Annotated in this window: 17 protein-coding genes; 7 read left to right on the top strand and 10 right to left on the bottom strand. The window is 71.2% G+C overall.

Translation table 11 applies throughout. The annotated features are described in order from the left end of the window. Positions 1 to 3 precede the first annotated feature (3 nt). The 3 genes from ACLBWJ_RS07640 to ACLBWJ_RS07630 all read left to right on the top strand — a co-directional run bounded on the left by ACLBWJ_RS07640 (position 4) and on the right by ACLBWJ_RS07630 (position 2,525). A complete protein-coding gene (locus tag ACLBWJ_RS07640; RefSeq protein WP_112615987.1) occupies positions 4 to 195 on the top strand; it encodes a hypothetical protein in 192 nt (63 codons plus the stop codon). Positions 196 to 260: 65 nt separating this feature from the next. After that, entirely contained in the window at positions 261 to 1,730 is a 1,470-nt protein-coding gene (gene cls, locus ACLBWJ_RS07635; RefSeq protein WP_258524646.1) for a cardiolipin synthase, read from the top strand. 60 nt (positions 1,731 to 1,790) lie between these two features. After that, a complete protein-coding gene (locus tag ACLBWJ_RS07630) occupies positions 1,791 to 2,525 on the top strand; it encodes a hypothetical protein (protein WP_447660024.1) in 735 nt (244 codons plus the stop codon). 36 nt (positions 2,526 to 2,561) lie between these two features. Here ACLBWJ_RS07630 and ACLBWJ_RS07625 read toward each other — a convergent pair whose 3' ends face one another. From ACLBWJ_RS07625 to ACLBWJ_RS07615, 3 genes are all read right to left on the bottom strand, one after another. After that, the gene (locus ACLBWJ_RS07625; protein WP_447660023.1) at positions 2,562 to 3,929 is read right to left on the bottom strand and encodes a pyridoxal phosphate-dependent decarboxylase family protein; all 1,368 of its coding nucleotides are present in this window, start codon (positions 3,927 to 3,929) and stop codon (positions 2,562 to 2,564) included. Positions 3,930 to 3,998: 69 nt separating this feature from the next. Further along, positions 3,999 to 5,720 carry an amidase gene (locus ACLBWJ_RS07620; protein WP_447660022.1) on the bottom strand — a complete coding sequence of 574 codons (1,722 nt, stop codon included), beginning with the start codon at positions 5,718 to 5,720 and terminating at the stop codon, positions 3,999 to 4,001. After that, entirely contained in the window at positions 5,717 to 6,808 is a 1,092-nt protein-coding gene (locus ACLBWJ_RS07615; protein ID WP_447660020.1) for an agmatine deiminase family protein, read from the bottom strand. Before ACLBWJ_RS07615 ends, ACLBWJ_RS07620 begins: the two co-directional genes overlap by 4 nt. 63 nt (positions 6,809 to 6,871) lie before the next feature. Between ACLBWJ_RS07615 and ACLBWJ_RS07610 the strand changes: the two genes are divergently transcribed. Both ACLBWJ_RS07610 and ACLBWJ_RS07605 read left to right on the top strand, forming a co-directional pair. After that, complete coding sequence (locus ACLBWJ_RS07610; RefSeq protein ID WP_447660019.1) at positions 6,872 to 7,498, top strand: TetR/AcrR family transcriptional regulator; 627 nt, start codon at positions 6,872 to 6,874, stop codon at positions 7,496 to 7,498. 99 nt (positions 7,499 to 7,597) lie between these two features. Further along, complete coding sequence (locus ACLBWJ_RS07605) at positions 7,598 to 8,266, top strand: ThuA domain-containing protein (RefSeq protein ID WP_112616041.1); 669 nt, start codon at positions 7,598 to 7,600, stop codon at positions 8,264 to 8,266. A 26-nt stretch (positions 8,267 to 8,292) separates the two neighbouring features. Here the strand turns inward: ACLBWJ_RS07605 and ACLBWJ_RS07600 are convergent, their stop codons facing one another. The 6 genes from ACLBWJ_RS07600 to ACLBWJ_RS07575 all read right to left on the bottom strand — a co-directional run bounded on the left by ACLBWJ_RS07600 (position 8,293) and on the right by ACLBWJ_RS07575 (position 15,320). Next, complete coding sequence (locus ACLBWJ_RS07600; protein ID WP_447660018.1) at positions 8,293 to 8,991, bottom strand: sirohydrochlorin chelatase; 699 nt, start codon at positions 8,989 to 8,991, stop codon at positions 8,293 to 8,295. Beyond that, positions 8,988 to 10,130, bottom strand: a complete 1,143-nt coding sequence (locus tag ACLBWJ_RS07595) for a uroporphyrinogen-III synthase (RefSeq protein ID WP_447660017.1) — start codon at positions 10,128 to 10,130, stop codon at positions 8,988 to 8,990. The genes ACLBWJ_RS07600 and ACLBWJ_RS07595 overlap by 4 nt, the downstream gene beginning before the upstream one ends. After that, positions 10,127 to 11,356, bottom strand: a complete 1,230-nt coding sequence (gene cobA, locus ACLBWJ_RS07590) for a uroporphyrinogen-III C-methyltransferase (protein WP_447660016.1) — start codon at positions 11,354 to 11,356, stop codon at positions 10,127 to 10,129. Before cobA ends, ACLBWJ_RS07595 begins: the two co-directional genes overlap by 4 nt. Beyond that, on the bottom strand, positions 11,353 to 11,760 hold the full coding sequence (gene nirD, locus ACLBWJ_RS07585; protein WP_447660015.1) for a nitrite reductase small subunit NirD: 408 nt from the start codon (positions 11,758 to 11,760) through the stop codon (positions 11,353 to 11,355). Before nirD ends, cobA begins: the two co-directional genes overlap by 4 nt. Further along, positions 11,757 to 14,333, bottom strand: coding sequence for a nitrite reductase large subunit NirB (gene nirB / locus ACLBWJ_RS07580; protein ID WP_447660014.1), 2,577 nt, complete (start codon positions 14,331 to 14,333; stop codon positions 11,757 to 11,759). The genes nirD and nirB overlap by 4 nt, the downstream gene beginning before the upstream one ends. Before the next feature lie 75 nt (positions 14,334 to 14,408). Then, positions 14,409 to 15,320 carry a formate/nitrite transporter family protein gene (locus tag ACLBWJ_RS07575; protein ID WP_447660013.1) on the bottom strand — a complete coding sequence of 304 codons (912 nt, stop codon included), beginning with the start codon at positions 15,318 to 15,320 and terminating at the stop codon, positions 14,409 to 14,411. A gap of 177 nt (positions 15,321 to 15,497) precedes the next feature. Between ACLBWJ_RS07575 and ACLBWJ_RS07570 the strand changes: the two genes are divergently transcribed. Next, the gene (locus tag ACLBWJ_RS07570) at positions 15,498 to 16,295 is read left to right on the top strand and encodes an MOSC domain-containing protein (protein ID WP_447660012.1); all 798 of its coding nucleotides are present in this window, start codon (positions 15,498 to 15,500) and stop codon (positions 16,293 to 16,295) included. Positions 16,296 to 16,455: 160 nt separating this feature from the next. On the opposite strand, the gene ACLBWJ_RS07565 is transcribed toward ACLBWJ_RS07570, so the two are convergent. Beyond that, a complete protein-coding gene (locus ACLBWJ_RS07565) occupies positions 16,456 to 17,184 on the bottom strand; it encodes a YoaK family protein (RefSeq protein ID WP_323987107.1) in 729 nt (242 codons plus the stop codon). Between the two features lie 152 nt (positions 17,185 to 17,336). Here ACLBWJ_RS07565 and ACLBWJ_RS07560 point away from each other — a divergent pair, with 152 nt between their 5' ends. Further along, entirely contained in the window at positions 17,337 to 18,548 is a 1,212-nt protein-coding gene (locus tag ACLBWJ_RS07560; protein WP_323987108.1) for a cupin domain-containing protein, read from the top strand. Positions 18,549 to 18,569: the final 21 nt, after the last annotated feature.

Here is an 18,569-nt window from a genome sequence, read left to right as displayed (position 1 = left end):
GGCATGGACGAATACGTGAGCGCGGTCATCTGGTCGCTGCTGCCGACCCTCGTGGTCTCGGTGCTCTTCGTCTTCGTCCTCCGCGGCATCCTGCGCATGGATCGCACCGAGCGCCGGGCGTACGCGAAGATCGAGGCGGAAGAGCGTGCGGCCCGTGGGCTCGCCGCTCCGGCGCCCGACAGCTCGACCCCCTGAACCCGTGGGATGAGCGGTCGCGCCCGATACGCTGATTCCGAGGAGATCGGAGGGGCGGCGTGACGATCGAGTTCACCGCGTTCGAGTTCCCCGGTTGGTGGCTCGTCCTGGTGTTCATCGCCGACCTCATCATCCGCATCACCGCGGTGATCGTCGTCCCGCGCAACCGGCGGCCCACGGCGGCCATGGCCTGGCTGCTCGCGATCTACTTCATCCCATTCGTCGGTGTGCTGCTGTTCCTCCTGATCGGCAACCCGCGCCTGCCGCGGAAGCGGCGCCGGATGCAGCGCGAGATCAACCAGTACATCCGCGAGACCAGCGAGGGGCTCGACTTCGGCACCCTCCGACCCGACGCCCCCGCGTGGTTCACCTCGGTCGTCACGCTCAACCGCAATCTGGGCGCGATGCCGCTCGCGGGCGACAACGGCGCGGAGATCATCTCCGACTACGAGGAGAGCATCCGCCGGATGGCGGAAGAGGTGCGCACGGCCGAGCGATACGTGCACGTCGAGTTCTACATCCTCCAGTCCGACGAGACGACCGACGTCTTCTTCGCGGCGCTCGAGGAGGTCGCAGCCCGCGGCGTGACTGTGCGCGTACTCCTGGACTACTGGGCCAACCGAGGCAAGCCGAACTATCGCGCCACGGTCAAGCGCCTCACGGCCATGGGCGCGGACTGGCACCACATGCTCCCGGTGCAGCCGCTGCGGGGGAAGTACCAGCGCCCCGATCTCCGCAACCACCGCAAGCTCATCGTCGTGGACGGCCGCGTGGCGTTCACCGGATCGCAGAACATGACCGACTCGACCTACAACCTGAAGAAGAACATCAAGCGCGGCCTGCACTGGGTCGACCTGATGGTGCGGGTGCAGGGTCCCGTGGTCGCCAGCATCGACGCGGTGTTCCTCTCCGACTGGTACAGCGAGACCGGCTCGGCGCCATCGGAGGACGTGGGTCTGTTCGAGCTCGAGAGCGGGCCGGGCGACCTGGACTGCCAGATCGTCCCGTCCGGACCCGGGTTCGAGTTCCAGAACAACCTCAAGCTGTTCACCGCGCTCCTCTTCGCCGCTCAGAAGCGCGTGATCATCGTGAGCCCGTACTTCGTGCCCGACGAGGGGCTGCTGTTGGCGGTGCAGACAGCCTGCCAACGTGGCCTGCAGGTCGAGCTGTTCGTCTCGGAAGAGGGCGATCAGGCGATGGTCTACCACGCCCAGCGCAGCTACTACGAGGCGCTGCTGCGCGCGGGCGTTAAGATCTGGATGTACCGCAAGCCCTACATCCTGCACACGAAGAGCCTGACGATCGACGACGATGTCGCCATCATCGGCTCGAGCAACATGGACATGCGGTCGTTCGGTCTGAACCTGGAGATCTCGATGCTCGTGCGCGGCGAGGAGTTCATCGCCCAGCTGCGCCAGGTCGAAGACCAGTACCGGTCGCTCTCGCGTGAGCTCACGCTCGAGGAGTGGATGAAGCAGCCGCTCAGATCGACGGTGCTCGACAACCTCGCGCGCTTGACCTCCGCCCTGCAGTGATCGGGTTCTGAGACGATGCGCGGTGACGCGACACTCTCGGGATGACGGAAGGATGAGACCATGACGACGACACGTACGACCACGGCATCCGCACTGCTGCTCCTCTCGGCGTTCGCGCTCGCCGGCTGCGCCACGACCCCCGGCGGGGCCGCGCCCGGAAACACGGGTTCCAGCGGATCGGATGCCGGCTCCGCGGCGCCGTCGCAGGACGCCGACGTCGAGGCGGCGTGGCTCGACGGCGGGCGTGCTGTCGGCCTCGTGACCTACGGCAGCTCCTCGTGTCAGCCCGTCGTCGGCGAGGTGACAGCCTCGGGGCAGACGGTCACGGTCGAGCTGAGCGATCCCGAAGGGATGGCCTGCACGCGCGACTATGCGCCGCGCGCGTCGTACGTCGGGCTGCCGACGGGCGTCGACCCCACGCAGGACGTCGACATCGTCGTGTCCGGCGGTTACACCGGCGACGCCGACCTCGACGGGGTCGCCGGTCTCGAGGGCTCGACGGGCGGGGTGAACGACGAGATGCTGCCGAGCGCCGGCTGGTTCGACGACGCGGGCCTCGTTCTGCTGACCTGGGGCTCGTCGAGCTGCCCGCCCGTGTTCGAGACCGTCGCCCTCGACGGCGACGCGGTGCGCGCCACCGAGGCGACGCCCGCCGCCGACCAGGTCTGCACGATGGACTACGCGCCCCGGCTGAGCGTGGTCGCGGTCGAGGGCGTCTCGGACGACGCTCGCCCGGGCGAGATCGTGCTGGTGTCGCCCGCGGGCGACGAGCAGCGGATCTCCATCATCGGCTGACGCTGGCCCCTGCGGCCGTCAGCGCCCGCGTGCCGATCAGGCCATCGTGTCGAGGATGCCGGTGAGGTCGTCGTACGTCGTCCGCGGGTTGAGGATCGCGAAGCGGGCGTTCGTCCGACCGGCGTGACTGCTCGGGGTGACGAACGCGTGCTGACGCTCGAGCAGATCCGAGGACCAGCGCGCATAGTCGGACCGCTCCCACCCGACGCGCTCGAAGACGACGACGCCGAGCTGCGGGCGGCGCACCAGCGTCAGCTCCGGGCGGCGTCCGATCTCGGCGGCGATGCGCTCGGCGAGCTCGATCGACCGGGTGATGGCGTCGCGGTACACGTCGGTGCCGTAGGTCGCGAGCGAGAACCACAGCGGAAGACCGCGCGGCCGGCGCGTGAGGTGCACGGCGTAGTCGGACGGGCTCCAGTCGGAGGTCTCGGTCAGGGTGTCGAGATACTCGGCGTGCTGCGTGTGCGCCTGTCGCCCGAGCTCGGGGTCGCGGTAAATCAGCGCGCAGGCGTCGAACGGTGCGAACAGCCACTTGTGCGGGTCGACGATGACCGAGTCGGCGTTCTCGACACCGGCGAAGCGGTGGCGCGCAACCGGGGAGAGCATCGCCGCGAGACCGTACGCCCCGTCGACGTGGAGCCAGACGCCGTGCTCGCGCGTGACCGCCGACACCGAGGCGATGTCGTCGACGATGCCGAAGTTGGTCGACCCGGCGGTCGCGACGACCGCGAACACGCTCTCGCCGTGCTCCGCCAGCGCGGCCCGCACCGCGTCGCCGCGCAGCACGCCGTCATCCGCGACGGGTACGGCCACGACCTCGACATCCATGACCCGAGCGGCCGACGCGATCGACGAATGGGCCTCCGCGCTGCACACCACGCGCCAGCGGTCGGGACGGATGCCGCGTCCGCGAGCGGTCTCGCGAGCGGCGACGAGCGCCGAGAGGTTGCCGAGCGTGCCGCCCTGCACGAAGACACCACCGGCGCTCGCGGGCAGCCCGAACTCGTCGGCGAGCCAGCGAAGCACCTCGTTCTCGGCGTGCACCGCTCCGGCGCCCTCGAGCCACGACCCGCCGTAGAGCGCGCTCGCCGAGACGACGAGATCGAACGCGGCGGCGGCCTTCGACGGCGCGCTCGGGATGAAGGAGAGGTAGCGGGGGTCGTCGGTCGAGATGCACGACGGGGCGAGGATGTGCTCGAAGACGCCGATGGCCTTGCGGGCGCCGATGCCGTCCGCGTCGATGGTGCGCCCGGCCAGGCGGCGCAGTTCGGTCGGCGGCAGAGGCTTGTCGAGCGGCGTGTCTTCGGCGAGGAGCCGGCCGCGCGAGTACTCGAGCACGAGATCGACGATCGCGCGCGTCTCATCGGTGACGTCGTGCATGCGGGCGGGGAAGCGCTCGGTCATGGGTCCTCCTTGCGTCGAGGGTAGTTCGGGAAGGGCAGGGGCGGGGACCCCGGGCGGGGTCGGGTCGGGTCAGGTCAGCGGCGGCGTGCGCGGTGGTGCGATCCGGCGAGGAGCGAGTGCCTCGACGGCCGCCCCGAGTCGCAGCAGCGCGCTGTCGTCGTACGCGCGTCCGGCGATCGTCAGGCCGACCGGCATCCTGTTGTCGGGAAGGAGTCCCATCGGAACCGTCACGGTCGGGATGCCGAGGTGGCGGATGGCGAGGTTGCCGTTGGCGATCCACGTGCCGTTGCGCCACCCGATGTCGGCTGAAGCGGGATTCACGTCCATGTCAGCGGGAGCGACATCGGCGACGGCGGGGAAGACGACGGCGTCGAGGCCCGCGGCATCCATCCACTCCTCGAGGTCGACGCGCCGGGTCTCCTCGAGACCGCGGAGCCCGGCCTCGAGATGCGGGATGTCGGTGAGCGCGATGCCCGGATGTGCGCGGACCCAGGCGGGGTACTCGGCGATGTCGTCGTCGAATCCGTCGTAGCGGTCGGGCAGGGCGCCGTCGGGATGCGGGAAGATCCGCGCTCCGTCGACGCCCGCGAGACCGGGAAAGGCGGGGTCGCCGTTGGCCCGGAGGAAGTCGTCCCACGCCCACGCCGACAGGTCGACGATCTCGCGGCGCAGGTACTCGGGGCTCACGCGTCCGTTCGTCGCGACGGACCCCGCGCCGGGCCGGTCGTTCTCGTAGCGCGACACGACGGGGAAGTCGGTCTCGACGACCTCTGCTCCGGCTGCCTCGAGCTCGGTGCGAAGCGACCGCCACAGCGCGATCACGCCCGGCCGCGTCTCGATGCGCTGCCCGGTCGGCCCGCCGATGCCGGGTGAGTCGGCGGTGCCGGCATCCGGATCGGCGCCGATGTACATGCGCGGGATGCCGATGCGCCGGCCGGCCAGCACGGCGCGGGCGTCGGCGGGGCCCGTGACCGCGAGGTCGCGGTAGCTCTGCGGGCGGACGGCGGAGGCGGCCGGGATCTCGACCCAGAGCTGCATCCGCCAGAAGTCGCCGCGGGTGTCGGGATCGTCTGCGACGACGACGTCGAGCACGGCGAGCAGATCGGCCATGGTGCGGGTGTGGGGGACGACGACATCCATCGTCGGCACCAGTGGCCAGTTGCCGCGCACCGAGATCACGCCGCGCGACGGGGTGTAGGCGCAGAGGGCGTTGTGCGAGGCCGGGCCGCGCCCGCTCGACCACGTCTCTTCGCCGAGCCCGAACGCGGCGAAGCTCGCTGCGGTGGCCGTCCCCGAGCCGTTCGACGATCCCGATGCGAACGGGGCGGTCAGATAATCGGCGTTGTACGGGCTCTCGGCCCGCCCGTAGAGACCGCGCTGCATGCCGCCGTTGGCCATCGGGGGCATGTTGGTCAGCCCGAGGCAGATGGCCCCGGCATCCCGCAGCCGCTCGATCGTGAAGGCGTCGCGTCGCGCGACGAGGTCGGCAAACGCGGGGCTTCCGGCGGCCGCGGTGAGGCCGCGCACGAGGTAGCTGTCCTTCGCGGTGTAGGGGATGCCGTCGAGCGGGCCCCGGCTCTCGCCGCGCGCGCGACGCTCATCCGACGCGCGGGCTTCGGCGAGGGCATCGGGGTTGCGGACGACGACGGCGTTCAGCCCCGTTGCCGTGTCGGGGCCGTCGTAGGCGTCGATGCGGGCGAGGTAGGCCTCGACCAGCTCGACCGCAGTGGCCTCGCCGCTCGCGAGCGCCGCCCCCAGCTCGCCGATGCAGGCCTCGTAGACCTCGATCACCGTTCTGTCCCCGCTGCTCTTCCCGTCGAGTCGCCACGAAGTGCGTGTCCGGCGGGGGAGGGCAGAGCGGGCTGCTGCTGCGTGATGCAGTGGATGCCGCCGCCGCGGGCGAAGAGCGGCCGGGCGTCGACGGTCACGACGCGGCGGCCGGGGTAGGCGTCGGCGAGGATGCCGCGGGCGCGGTCGTCGGCCGCGGGGTCGCCGAAGCCGCACGCGATGACCCCGCCGTTGACGACGAGGTGGTTGACGTAGCTGAAGTCGACGAAGCCCTCGGCGTCGCGCAGCTGCGCGGGGCCGGGCAGGTCGACGATCTCGAGGTGCCGGCCCGCGGCATCCGTCGCGGCCTCGAGGGCAGCGCGGATCTCGGGCATCACGGCGTGGTCGGGGTGCGCGGGGTCGGGCTGCGCGTGCAGGAGCACCCGTCCGGGCGCGGCGAAGGTCGCGACGATGTCGACGTGGCCGTTCGTGCCGAACTCGTCGTAGTCGCGCGTGAGCCCGCGCGGCAGCCAGATGGCCGTGTCGGCGCCGATCGTGCGCAGCATCTCGGCCTCGACGCGCGCCCGATCGGCGAAGGGATTGCGGCGCGGATCGAGCTGGACGGTCTCGGTCAGCAGCACCGTGCCCTCGCCGTCGACGTGGATGCCGCCGCCCTCGTTGACCAGCATCGAGCTGACCAGCTCTGCTCCGACGTGGGCGGCGATGATGCGCGCGTGTTCGGCCGAGAGGCGCCAGTCGGCCCAGGCGGGGGCGCCCCACCCGTTGAAGATCCAGTCGACCGCACCGAGCACGCCCGGCCGCTCGTCGTCGACGACGAAGGTGGGCCCGTGGTCGCGCATCCAGAACTCGTCGACCGGTGTCTCGTGCTGCTCGATCGCGCTGCCCAGCAGGTCGCGCGCCCGCGCGGTCTCGGTCGGATCGACGAGCATCGAGACGGGCTCGAACTCGGCGACGGCCCGGGCGACGGCGGTCCAGGCGGCGTATCCGTCGGCCCGGTCGGCATCGGTGTCTCCGAGGGTGAACCCGACGCGCGGGAACGCCATCCACGTGCGATCGTGCGGCGCGGTCTCAGCCGGCATCCTCCAGGCCATCGCGGTCCTTCCGGATTAGTTGATCAGTTGATCAATTTCTCGGAAGCGTACAGACTGGCGGGCATGGCGTCAAAGGATTCCGCGGGGCGAGCGAGACTGAGCGGAGAGCAGCGCCGCGCGCAGATCGCCGCCGCCGCCGAACGGATCGCCCGCGAGCACGGTCTGAGCGCGGTGACTCTGCGCGCCGTCGCGACGGCCGTCGGCGTGGGGCCAGCGCTCGTCGCGCACCACGCCCCGAGCATGGACGACGTCGTCGCTGCCGCCTTCGAGACGATCGTCGCGGCGGAGCTGTGCGACCTCGAGCACCTGCGGGCGGGCAGTCCCGATGCCGTCGCCCTCGTCCGCGAGCTGCTGCGCACGCTCCTCGACGGCACCCGTTCCGACGTCACCCTCGTGTGGGTGCAGTCGTGGGCGCTCGGTCGCCGCAACGACGCGCTCGCCGAGCGCGTGCGCGCGCAGATGGATGCCTGGACGGCCTTGCTCGAAGGCATCATCCGCGACGGCGTTCGCACGGGGTCGTTCCGGGTCGACGACCCCGCTGCGGTCGCGGCTCAGGTGCTCGGGATGATCGACGGGCTCAACGCCCACGCTCTCGTCTCGTGGCGCGACGCCGATGCGCGCATCCGCCTCATGTCGACCGCCGTCGAGGCGATGCTCGGACTCCGGCCCGGGGAGCTCACCGCCGCGTGACCACGTCGCTGTCACAGGCGGCGTCCAATCTCAACCCGTCTGCGACGTCTCCGGTGGTCGCCCTACGGTGGGGAGCACACAAGCGAGGGGGACACCGCCATGGCACATCGAGCACTCGTCCTGACCGGATCGGGTCGGTACGCCGATCCGTGGCACCCCTTCGCTGAGGTCGGGGCGCAGGTCGCCGACATCCTTCGCCACCGCGACTGGGATGTCGCCGTCTCGGACGACGTCGACCAGGGCATGGCGAACCTCGACGGATACGACCTCGTCGCGGTCTGCGCGGGCGACCCGTGGCGCAGCGGCACCAGCCTGACGCGGGGTGCTCCGCCGTCGTCCGTGGCCGGATTCGCCGCGGCGCTCGAGCGCGGCATCGGCGTCCTGGCCGTGCACTCGGCGGTCTCATCGCTGCGTGACTACCCGGAGTGGGCGCCGGCGCTCGGCGCGATCTGGCTGCCCGAGCTGTCGTTCCACCCCGAGGCGGGCGAGATGACGGTCCAGGTCGAGCCGGATGCCGTGCCCGCCGAGGTGCCGACCACCTTCCACACCCACGACGAGCGCTACTGCGCGCTGCAGCGGCTCGGGCAGCGCACCGTCGTGGCGTGGCACGAGGGCGACGGCGCGAAGGAGGCCGCGGCGTGGGTGCGGGAGTACGGCGGCGGGCGCATCGCGGTTGACGTGCTCGGCCACGACGCGCAAGCCTTCGAGGCCTCGGGCCATCGCACGCTCGTCGCCGCCCTCGCGGCCTGGGCGGTCGCCGGCAGCTGAATCGCGTGCCAGCGGTACCCGACGCGTCAGCGAAGCGCGGCGCGGTACCTCTCGACGACGACGGCTGCCACCGCCTCGTCGGGCGCGAGGGGGTCGGTCACGTCGTCGGCGCCGGCGCCCGCGATCACGCCCGCGAAGTGCCCGGGCGCGAGGACATAGCTCGCGGCGAAGACGCGTGTCGCTCCGGCGGAGCGCGCGGCCGCGACCGCCGCGTCGATGCGGATGCCGGCGCCCGCGGCGAAACCCACCGACACCGGCATCCCCAGGCGGGCGGCCAGCAGGTCGGCCATCGCCGCGACGTCGACCTCGGCCGCCGGATCGGACGATCCCGCCGCCGCGAGCACGACGGCCTCGGCGCCGGGCAGCGCGTCGGCTGCGCCCAGGCCGGCGGCGCGCAGCCGCTCGGCGAGCAGACCGGCCAGCAGGTCGTGCGGACCGAGCGCGGGAGTCGCGACGCACGGGCCGGGAGCCGCTGCGACCGCGCGTGCGATGTCGACCCGCGTGTGGAAGCCGGTGGAGAGCAGGAGAGGCACCACGACGGATGCCGCCCCCGCGGGCACGCCTGCCACGACGGCGTCGATCTCGGGCTCCTGCACGTCGACGAACGCTTCTTCGACCTGCACCCCGGGAAGCATCTGTCGGACTCGCGTCACGACGCCGGCGATCGCGGCGCGCCCCTCGAGGGAGCTCGTGCCGTGAGAGCAGGCGATGAGGACCGGCGTCATGGTGTCGTTCCCGTCGTCAGGTCGAGTCGGTAGCCGCGCTTGACGACCGTCCGGATGAGGCCGGGGCACCCCAGCGCTTCGCGCGTGCGGGCGATCGCGACGTCGAGAGCGTGGTCGCCGGCGTTCGAACGCGGAAGCGACCGCTGCAGATCGGCGCGACTCACGACGCCACCCGCCGCGGTGAACAGCGCTTCGAGGATGAGGGCCGAGGTCGGCGAGAGCGGGATGACGCGGCCATCGAGAACGGCGGCCGAGCTGCGCAGCTCCAGCAGCCCCGCCGGCGTCGGAAGCGAGGGTGCGTGCCCGCCGCCGAAGTGGGTGACCACGGCACGGACGAGCGAGCCCAACCGCCCGCGCTCGGCGATGAGGGGTTCCGCTCCGGCACCGCGGAGCGGAGCCGCCGTGATCGGCCCGACCGCCGCGAGAAGCAGCCGCCGGCCCCGCGCCCGCCGGACGATCTCGTCGATGACACCCTCCCGCCGGGCCGTCGCGATCCATTCCGCTGCGCCCGGAGCGGACGTGAACAGCACCGCGTCGACCTCACCCTGCGCGGTCGCGACGACCGAGCGCGCGACGGCGGCCGGATCCGGCGGCGGCCCCCACCGGTACACGGTGAGGCTGACGACCTCCGCGCCCGCCCCCGTGAACAGTTCGTCGAGGCCATCGGCTCCCGAACCGTGATGCTGCACCGCGACGCGGCGACCGCGCACGCCTTCGGCGAGCAGGAACTCGCCGAGCTCACCCGAGGTCTCCGACTCGGCGACCCAGTCCGCCAGCAGACCCGCTTGCTGGATCGCGCCGCGCGCCTTGGGCCCGCGGGCGACGATCTGGGCACCCGCGAAGGCGTCGTGCAGATCGTCGAGGAGTCCCGCTTCGTCGGCAGCCTCCATCCAGCCCCGGAATCCCACGCCCGTCGTCACGACGACGACATCCGGGGGATCGGCGATGAGCGAGCGCGTCGCCGAGATGAGCGCCTCGTCGTCGATGTGGGGCACGATGCTCAGCGCCGGGGCATGGCGCACGGTCGCTCCGTGTCTCTCGAGCGCCGTCGCGAGCTCGTTCGATCGCCGATCGACGGCGATGACGATCGTGCAGCCGCCGAGGGCGGCCGAGAGCGCGGGACGGACGGACTGGTTCACTGGATGACGCGCTCCCGCTCCTCAGCCGGCGCGAGCAGCAGGCCCGCTCGGGCGACCTCGCCGATCACGATGACGGCGGGATTCGTGACACCGGCGGCTGCGGCATCCGCGAGCACCGTCGCGAGCGTCGATCGGGTCGTGCGCTGCTGCGGCGTGTGCCCCCGCTCGACGATGGCGACAGGACACTCGAGAGGAGCGCCCGCGGCCCGCGCGGCCTCGACGATGCGCGGCAGCGCGGCGACGCCCATCAGGAAGACGGTCGTGATCGCGTCGTCGCCGAGCGCCGCCCGTGTCGACGGCGTGATCGGCCCCTGGCCGTTGGCGACGTGGAGGCCGGCGGAGACCCCGCGGTGGGTGACGGGGATGCCGGCGGCCTGCGGCACCGACACGATGCTCGTCAGCCCCGGCACCACTTCGACCGGGATGCCGGCCGCGTGGCAGGCCGCGACCTCCTCGCCGCCCCGCCCGAACACGAACGGGTCGCCACCCTTGAGCCGAACGACGCGCTTGCCGGCACGGGCGTGAGCGACCAGCAGCGCGTTGATCTCGCCTTGCGTGACCGGGTGGTGACCGGGTTGTTTGCCGACGTCGATGACCTCGACGCCGGGCTCGAGCTCCTGAAGGACATCGATGGGGCCGAGCCGGTCGGCCACGACGACATCCGCTTCGGCGAGCAGGCGCCGGCCCCGCACGGTCATGAGATCGGCGGGACCCGGCCCGCCGCCCACGAGATCGACCCGGCCCCCGCCGCGGCGACGGCGGCGCAGCGGCAGCGTGCCGGCGCGGAGCGCGGCGGCGATCGCGTCGCGCAGGCGCACGGCCCGCCGCGGGTCGACGCCCGCGTCCGAGGCGACCCCCACGATGACATCGCCGCTGCGGGTCTCGGCCGTCAGTCGCGCGGTGCCGTGCGCGCCGTCGGACGTGTTGACGCAAAAGACCCGTTCGGATTCGCACCAGGCCGCGACCGCGGCATCCACGCGAGGGATGCCGGTGGCCGTGTGCACGAGCCAGGCGTCGGCGATGTCGTCGCGCCGCACGTCGCGGGGCAGCCAGGTGAGGCCGTGCGCGGTCACGACATCCCGCATGGCGTCGCCGAGAACGGGGGAGACGACCCGGACGTCCGCTCCTTCATCGAGGAAGCGTCCGATCCGCCGGGCAGCGACATCACCGCCGCCGACGAAGACGACGCGCCGGCCGGTGAGCGAGAGCCCGAGCATCGTGGTCATGCCGCACCTCCGTCGCGGATGAACACGGTGCCCTCGCCGTCGACGGCCACCGGCCAGACCGGCAGCATCCGTGGGTCCTTGCCCTGGGTGTCGAGGCACGCGCCCGTCCGCAGGTCGAAGACCTGCTTGTACATGGGGGACGCGACGGTGGGTGCGTCGCCGCGAGTGCCGACGATCCCGCGGGACATGACGTGCGCGCCGCTGTACGGGTCGAGGTTGGCCGTCGCGTGAACACGACCGTCGTGCAGGAGGAACAGGGCGATCTGCCGGTCTCCGAGCAGCGCCGCACGGCCGCGTTCGACCTCGAGGTCGTCGAGCCGGCACACCGCCGTCCATGCCGAGCTGCGCCGCTGTGCGCGCGATGCGCTGGCGGTCTCGCTCACCGTGTCGTCCACCAGAGTCATGACCGCACCTCCAGGGTCGTGCCGGCGATGAGCACGCGGTCGTCGGTGCGTTCGTCGGCGGTGGCGGGTCGCGGCTGACCGCGCTCGACGGTGTAGGCCAGCGACGGGTCGGGCGTCGTCGGCGCGTTGACGAACGACGCGAACCGCCGCAGCTTCTCGGGGTCGGCGAGGGTCGCCGCCCACTCGTCCTCGTAGGCGTCGATGTGGCGTGCCATCGCGGCATCCAGATCGGCGCAGATCCCGAGCGCGTCGTCGAAGATGACCGCACGCAGACCGTCGATCCCGCCCTCGAGGTCTTCGAACCACGGAGCGGTGCGCTGCAGCCGGTCGGCCGTCGAGATGTAGTACATCAGGAAGCGGTCGATCGCCCTCAGGAGGGCGTCGTCGTCGAGGTTCTCGGCCAGCAGCACCGCGTGACGCGGAGTGAACCCGCCGTTTCCGCCGACGTAGACGTTCCACCCGGTCTCGGTCGCGATGACCCCGACGTCCTTCCCTCGGGCCTCGGCGCATTCACGGGCGCATCCCGAGACCCCGAGCTTGAACTTGTGCGGGGCGCGCAGGCCCCGGTACCGCAGTTCGAGGCGCACCGCCATGCCGACGGAGTCCTGCACACCGTATCGGCACCAGGTCGACCCGACGCACGACTTCACGGTGCGCAGCGACTTGCCGTAGGCGTGACCCGACTCGAAGCCGGCGTCGACGAGCCGCCCCCAGATCGCGGGCAGCTGTTCGAGCCGAGCCCCGAAGAGGTCGATCCGCTGGCCGCCGGTGATCTTCGTGTACAGGTTGAAGTCCTGGGCGACCTGCGCGATCACGAGCAGCTTCGCCGGGGTGATCTCGCCGCCGGGGATGCGCGGGACGACGGAGTAGCTGCCGTCCTTCTGCATGTTCGCCATGACGTGATCGTTCGTGTCCTGCAGCGTCGCGTTCTCGCCGTCGAGCACGTGGCGACCGGTGAGGGTCGACAGGATGCTGGCGAGCGCGGGCTTGCAGATGTCGCATCCGCGCCCCGCGCCGAAGCGCTCGATCACGGCGCTGAACGTCGTCAGGCCCGACACCCGCACCGCGTCGAAGAGCTGCCGGCGCGACAGGTCGAAGTGCTCGCAGAGGGCGTTGCTGACGGTCGCGCCCGACTTCGCGAGCTCGGCGCCGACCAGCTTCTTGATCATCGGGACGCACGAGCCGCACGCGGCTCCCGCCTTCGTGCAGGCCTTGACGGCGGCGACATCCGTGCATCCCTCGTCGTGGACGGCCGAACGGATGCCGCCCGCCGTCACGCTGTTGCACGAGCAGACGAGGGCCGCATCGGGCAGCTCGCCGGTCGGGGCCGCGACGCCGCCGTCCGGCATCAGGTAGGCGACCGGGTCGCCGCCGAGCGCGCCGCCCACGAGCGGGCGGAGCGATCCGTAGGCCGACGCGTCTCCGACGAGGATGCCGCCGAGCAGTGTCTTCGCGTCGTCGGAGAGCACGAGCTTCTTGTAGACCCCGGCCACCGGGTCGGCGTACACGACGTCGAGCGCTCCGGGCGTCTCGGCGAACGCGTCGCCGAAGCTCGCGACATCCACGCCCGACAGCTTCAGCTTCGTCGACACGTCGAAGCCGCCGAAGCTGGCCTCGAGCCCGAGCAGGCGCGTCGCGGCGACCTCGGCCATCGCGTAGCCGGGAGCAACGAGACCGACGCACTGCCCGCCGAAGCTGGCGACCTCGCCGATCGCCAGGATTCGGGCATCCGAGGTGTCGCACCCCTGGTCGATCACGACGCCGCCGCGCGGGTCGACAGCGAGGCCCGCTGCGCGCGCGAGCTCGTCGCGGGGCCGGACGCCGACGGTGAAGACGACGACGTCGGTGCGCTCCCACGTGCCGTCGCGGAGCTCGAGCCCGACCACCTGGCCGGTGCGATCGGCGTCGAGTCGGGTGGTCAGCGCCGAGGTGCGCACCCCGATACCCCGTGCCGTGATCAGGCGGCGCAGGGCATCTCCGGCCGGAAGGTCGAGCTGAGCCGACATCAGCCTGTCGGAGGACTGCACGACGGTGCAGTCGACGTCGAGTCCCTGCAGCGCGCCCGCCGCTTCGAGGCCGAGCAGGCCGCCGCCGATGACGGTTCCGGTGAGCGGCCGGCCGAGCTCGGCCGACCGGCGCTGCACGAACGCCTCGAGGGCTTCGACGTCGTCTAGGGTGCGGTAGACGAAGCAGCCCTCGTGGTCGTATCCGTCCACGGCGAGCCGGGCCGCGTACGAGCCCGTCGCGAGCACGAGCCGGTCGTAAGCGATGTGCTCGCCGGTGTCGACGAGCACCTCGCCGGCGTCGCGGTCGATGCCGGTGACGGTGCGCCCGCGGAGGAACCGCACGCGCTCGTCGTCGAACGGCGACCGGTCGAGCTCGAGGTCTTCGGTGGAGGCGCCGGCGAAGAACGACGTCAGCCCGACCCGGTCGTAGGGGTGTCGCGGCTCGTCGCCGACGACCGTCACGCGCCAGGTGTCGTCTGCGCGGCTCAGCAGGCTCTCGACGAAACGGTGGGCGACCATCCCGGCACCCACCACGACGACGTGTCGGGTGGGGCCGGTGGAGCTCATGTCGTGACCGTACGCGGGCGAGGTTGCGGCGCCGTCAGCGGCGTGTTTCCGGCTGTTTACGGTGCGGACCATGCGTCACACCCGGGCGGTCGCGGGCTCGACGGCTGCCGGCTCCGCGGCGGCGGGCTCGGTGGCTACAGGCTCGGCGGTCCCGGTCGCACGGGTTCGCTTCGGCGCGCGCACGCGGCGCGGCGAAGTCGGCCGGCCGTAGGTGAAGTAGAGCGGGATCGCGACGAAGACGAGGCCTCCGACGAGGTTGCCGAGCACGGTGGGGATCTCGTTCCAGATCAGGTAGTCCATGATCGTGAAGTCGCCGCCGAGGAGGAGCCCCGAGGGGAACAGGAACATGTTCACGATCGAGTGCTCGAATCCCATGAAGAAGAAGAGCATGATCGGCATCCACATCGCGAAGATCTTGCCGATGACATCCTTCGAGATCATCGCCAGCACGACGCCCGTCGCGACCATCCAGTTGCACAGGACGCCGCGGACGAAGAGCGTGAGCATGCCCGCCGCGCCGTGCTCGGCGTAGCCCACCGTGCGGCCCTCGCCGATGTGGCCGATCGCCTGACCCACCTCGTTCGGCGGCGTCGAGAAGCCGTACGTGACGACGATCGCCATCAGCACGGCCACGGTGAAGGCGCCGATGAAGTTGCCGAGGAACACCAGCCCCCAGTTGCGCAGGATGCCGCCGAGCGTCACCCCCGGCCGCCGGTCGAGCCAGGCGAGCGGCGCGAGCACGAAGACGCCGGTCAGCAGGTCGTAGCCGAGCAGGTACAGCATGATGAAGCCGATCGGGAAGAGCACGGCGCCGAGCAGCGGTATCCCCGTCGTCACGGTGATGGTCACGGCGAAGGCAGCGGCGATCGTAAGGACGGCGCCGCCCATGATGGAGCGGATGAGCGTGTCGCGGGTCGAGAGCATGACCTTCGACGCGCCCGCGTCGATGACGGTCTGAACGAGCTCGGTGGGCTTGACGTAGGACATCGCGTCCTCCTTCGGTCGAGAGCCGGTGGGTATGGTGCTCGACGCTAGAGGCGGGGTGTTTCCCCGGCGGTCTCGCTGATCGTCCGTTCCGTTACCTCTTTCTCTCTTCGGACCATCGGCGGTTGTGAGATCGCGGGCGCTGGTGGCGATTCGGGCGGGGTGGTGCAGAGTAGCGGTGTGCCCGTCGTCTCCGCCCTGTACCGCTATCCCGTCAAGGGGTTCACTCCGGAAGCGCGCGACGAGCTCGTCGTCCAGCCCGACGGCCGAATCGCCGGCGACCGGGTGCTCGCGTTCCGCTTCGCCGACGCGGTGGAGCCCGAGGGCGCCGACGGCCTGGAGTCGTGGCCGAAGAGCCGCGGCCTCGCGCTCATGGACTTCCCGGCGCTTGCTCGTGTGGCCCTGCAGTTCGACGCCGACGTGCGGCGGCTGCGACTGAGCGCCGACGGTGTCGTGCTCGCGGAGGCGGGGCTCGACGAGGCCGGGCGGCGCGAGCTCGAGGAAGCCGTGACCGCGTTCGTGCAGGCGTCACCGGATGCCCGGCGGCTCGAGAAGGAGGGGGTGCTGCCCCTGCGGCTCGTCGGCGACGGTGTCACCGCCCGGTTCCAGGACCGGGCCCGCGGCTACGTCTCGCTGCACGGTGCCGCCTCGGTCGAGGACGTGGATGCCGCGGTGGCCGCGCCCGTCGACAGCCGGCGGTTCCGCTCGAACATCGTGGTTTCGGGTGCCGGGGCGTGGGATGAACTGGGGTGGAGCGGGCGCGTCCGCATCGGTGAGGTCGCGTTCGACGTGCAGCGCCCCATCGGCCGGTGCGCCGCGATCATGGCCAACCCCGACACGGGCGAGCGCGACGCGCGCCTGCTGCGCGTGCTGACGACCGAGTTCGATCAGGCCGAGCCGACCCTCGGCATCCTCCTCCTCCCCGCCGCCGGCGGGGGAGTGGTGCGGGTGGGCGACGAGGTCGTCGTCGAGGGCTGAGCCGGGATGACGGCATCCGTTCGTGGGTGCCGGGATGCAAGTGTTCCCGACCGACACCCCGGGACGGATGCCGCTGAGCGGCGTGTCGGTCGCGGCGCCTTGCAGCGCGGTACGGGGTTGGTGCTCGAGGGCTGAGCCGGGATGTCGGCGGCGGGAGCTTCTACGGCGTCGGTGCGTTCTGCGCCGGGTCGACGGCCCCGCGTCCGCGGACGGCATACGTCCACAGCCCGAGGAGAACCGCAGCGGCGAGAATCAACGAGAAGCCGGACCGGACCGCGTTCGCGCTGAAGCCGAGCCCGCCTCCCGCAGCGAATGCGACGAGCACGGCCACGTACGCCCCTGCCGGGCGGAGGTGCTGTTCACCGTCGTCGGCGATGCGGCGTGCGACCGCGCGTCCCAGCAGGCCGGCGGCCATCTGGATGACCGAGGTGACGGCGATGTTGCCATAGAGCATCCCCGTCTCGCGGTGAAAGGCGTTGCCCTGAACGCCGGCGACGAAGCTGACGGCCCCGGCGATCCACATCGGTTCCGATCCGCGGGTGACGCTCAGCACGGCGAGGACCGTGACGATCACGACCTCGCCGAGAAGGACGGGCGCCGAGTACGACTTCCCCCGGCGAGCGAGCCCGAGGATGAGGATGCTGCACGCGAAGGCTCCGGCCGCGAAGACGAGAACGGAACTGGCCGCAAGGAGCGCGCGGTCGACGTCTCCCTCCGCGGTGGCGTAGCCCAGCGAGATGAGATTGCCGGATTGCACGGTCGCGAACGTGCCGACCTGGCCGAACGTCCATGCGTCGAGCAGTCCGGAGACGAACGCGAGAGACGCCGACGCCCACACCGTCTCCAGGAGCGGGTAGCGACGAATCGATGAGGCGTGGGCGAGCGACATGGAACCTCCCTGGGCCTTCCACCCAAGCGAACGGAGCGATCGACGGCGTCCGACGAGTGTCGAATACCCGTTCGTCAGCTATCCCTGTGACGCATCGCGGGGCATCGCCAGACTCCTGAATACCGTCCGGATCCGTCACGAAGGAGCAAGCCATGGATTCGTCTGAGAACGTCCCCGTCGGGCACGAGGTTCCCACGCTGGGCAACCCCGACTTGCCGCAGGAGGGCGAGGTCAACATCGCCGATCGCCCGCAGAGCAACACGATGACCGGCCCGCAGAACACGGCTATCACCTCGCAGTTCCCCAACCAGATTCACGCGCCGGCGACCGACATCAGCACCCAGCCGTTTTTCTGGTCCTCGTTCAACATCTCGCCGCGCCGCGTCCAGCGGGGCGGCTGGGCGCGGGAGCTGACGAAGCAGGATTTCCACATCTCCGACGAGATCGCCGGCGTCAACATGTACCTCGAGCCCGGCGGCATCCGTGAGCTGCACTGGCACCAGACTGCCGAGTGGGCCGTCATGACCCGGGGCAAAGCGCGCGTCACGACCCTCAGTCGCTCCGGTCTTCCCGCCGTGGAAGACGTGGAGGAGGGCGATCTGTGGTTCTTCCCCGCCGGTACCCCGCACTCGCTCCAGGGTCTCGGACCCGACGGGGCCGAGTTCGTCCTCGCCTTCGATGACGGCGACCAGTCCGAGTCGAACACGCTGCTCCTCACCGACTGGTTCGCCCACACACCGCCGGAGGTCCTGGCGAAGAACTTCGGCGTTGCCCAGGAGGTCTTCTCCGACATCCCTCTGCACAACCTGTGGATCTTCCCCGGTGACGAGCCGCCGGCGCTCGAGGCCGACCAGGCCGCGGCCGGCGTCGAATGGGGCATGGAGCCGGTCATCTTCCGCCTCTCGCGATCGAAGCCGTTGCACGAGAACACGGGCGGCTCCATCCAGATCGCCGACTCGACCAACTACACGTACTCATCCACGGTCGCCGCGGCACTCGTCACCGTCGAGCCGGGCTCCATGCGAGAGCTGCATTGGCACCCGAATGCCGATGAGTGGCAGTACTACCTTCGCGGTTCTGCCCGCATGACGGTGTTCAACACCGGACCGCATGCGAACACCACGGACTTCCGTGCTGGCGACGTGGGCGTGGTCCGCAAAAACTTCGGCCACTACATCGAGAACACCGGTGACGACGTGCTGCAGTTCCTCGAGGTGTTCCGCACCGACAAGTACGAGGAGATCTCCCTCGCGAACTGGCTGTCCCACGTGCCGCCGCAGCTCGTCTCGGCGCACCTCAACATCGACCCTGCGGTTCTCGCGACCTTCCCGCGCGGCTCGCAGGGCATCACACCGCTGCGATGAGCCGCGACACCGCCTCGGGTT

This window comes from Microbacterium sp. M4A5_1d (assembly GCF_053345465.1).
The sequence above is the reverse complement of the archived record's forward strand: the minus strand, read 5'-3'. Positions and strand labels throughout refer to the sequence as shown.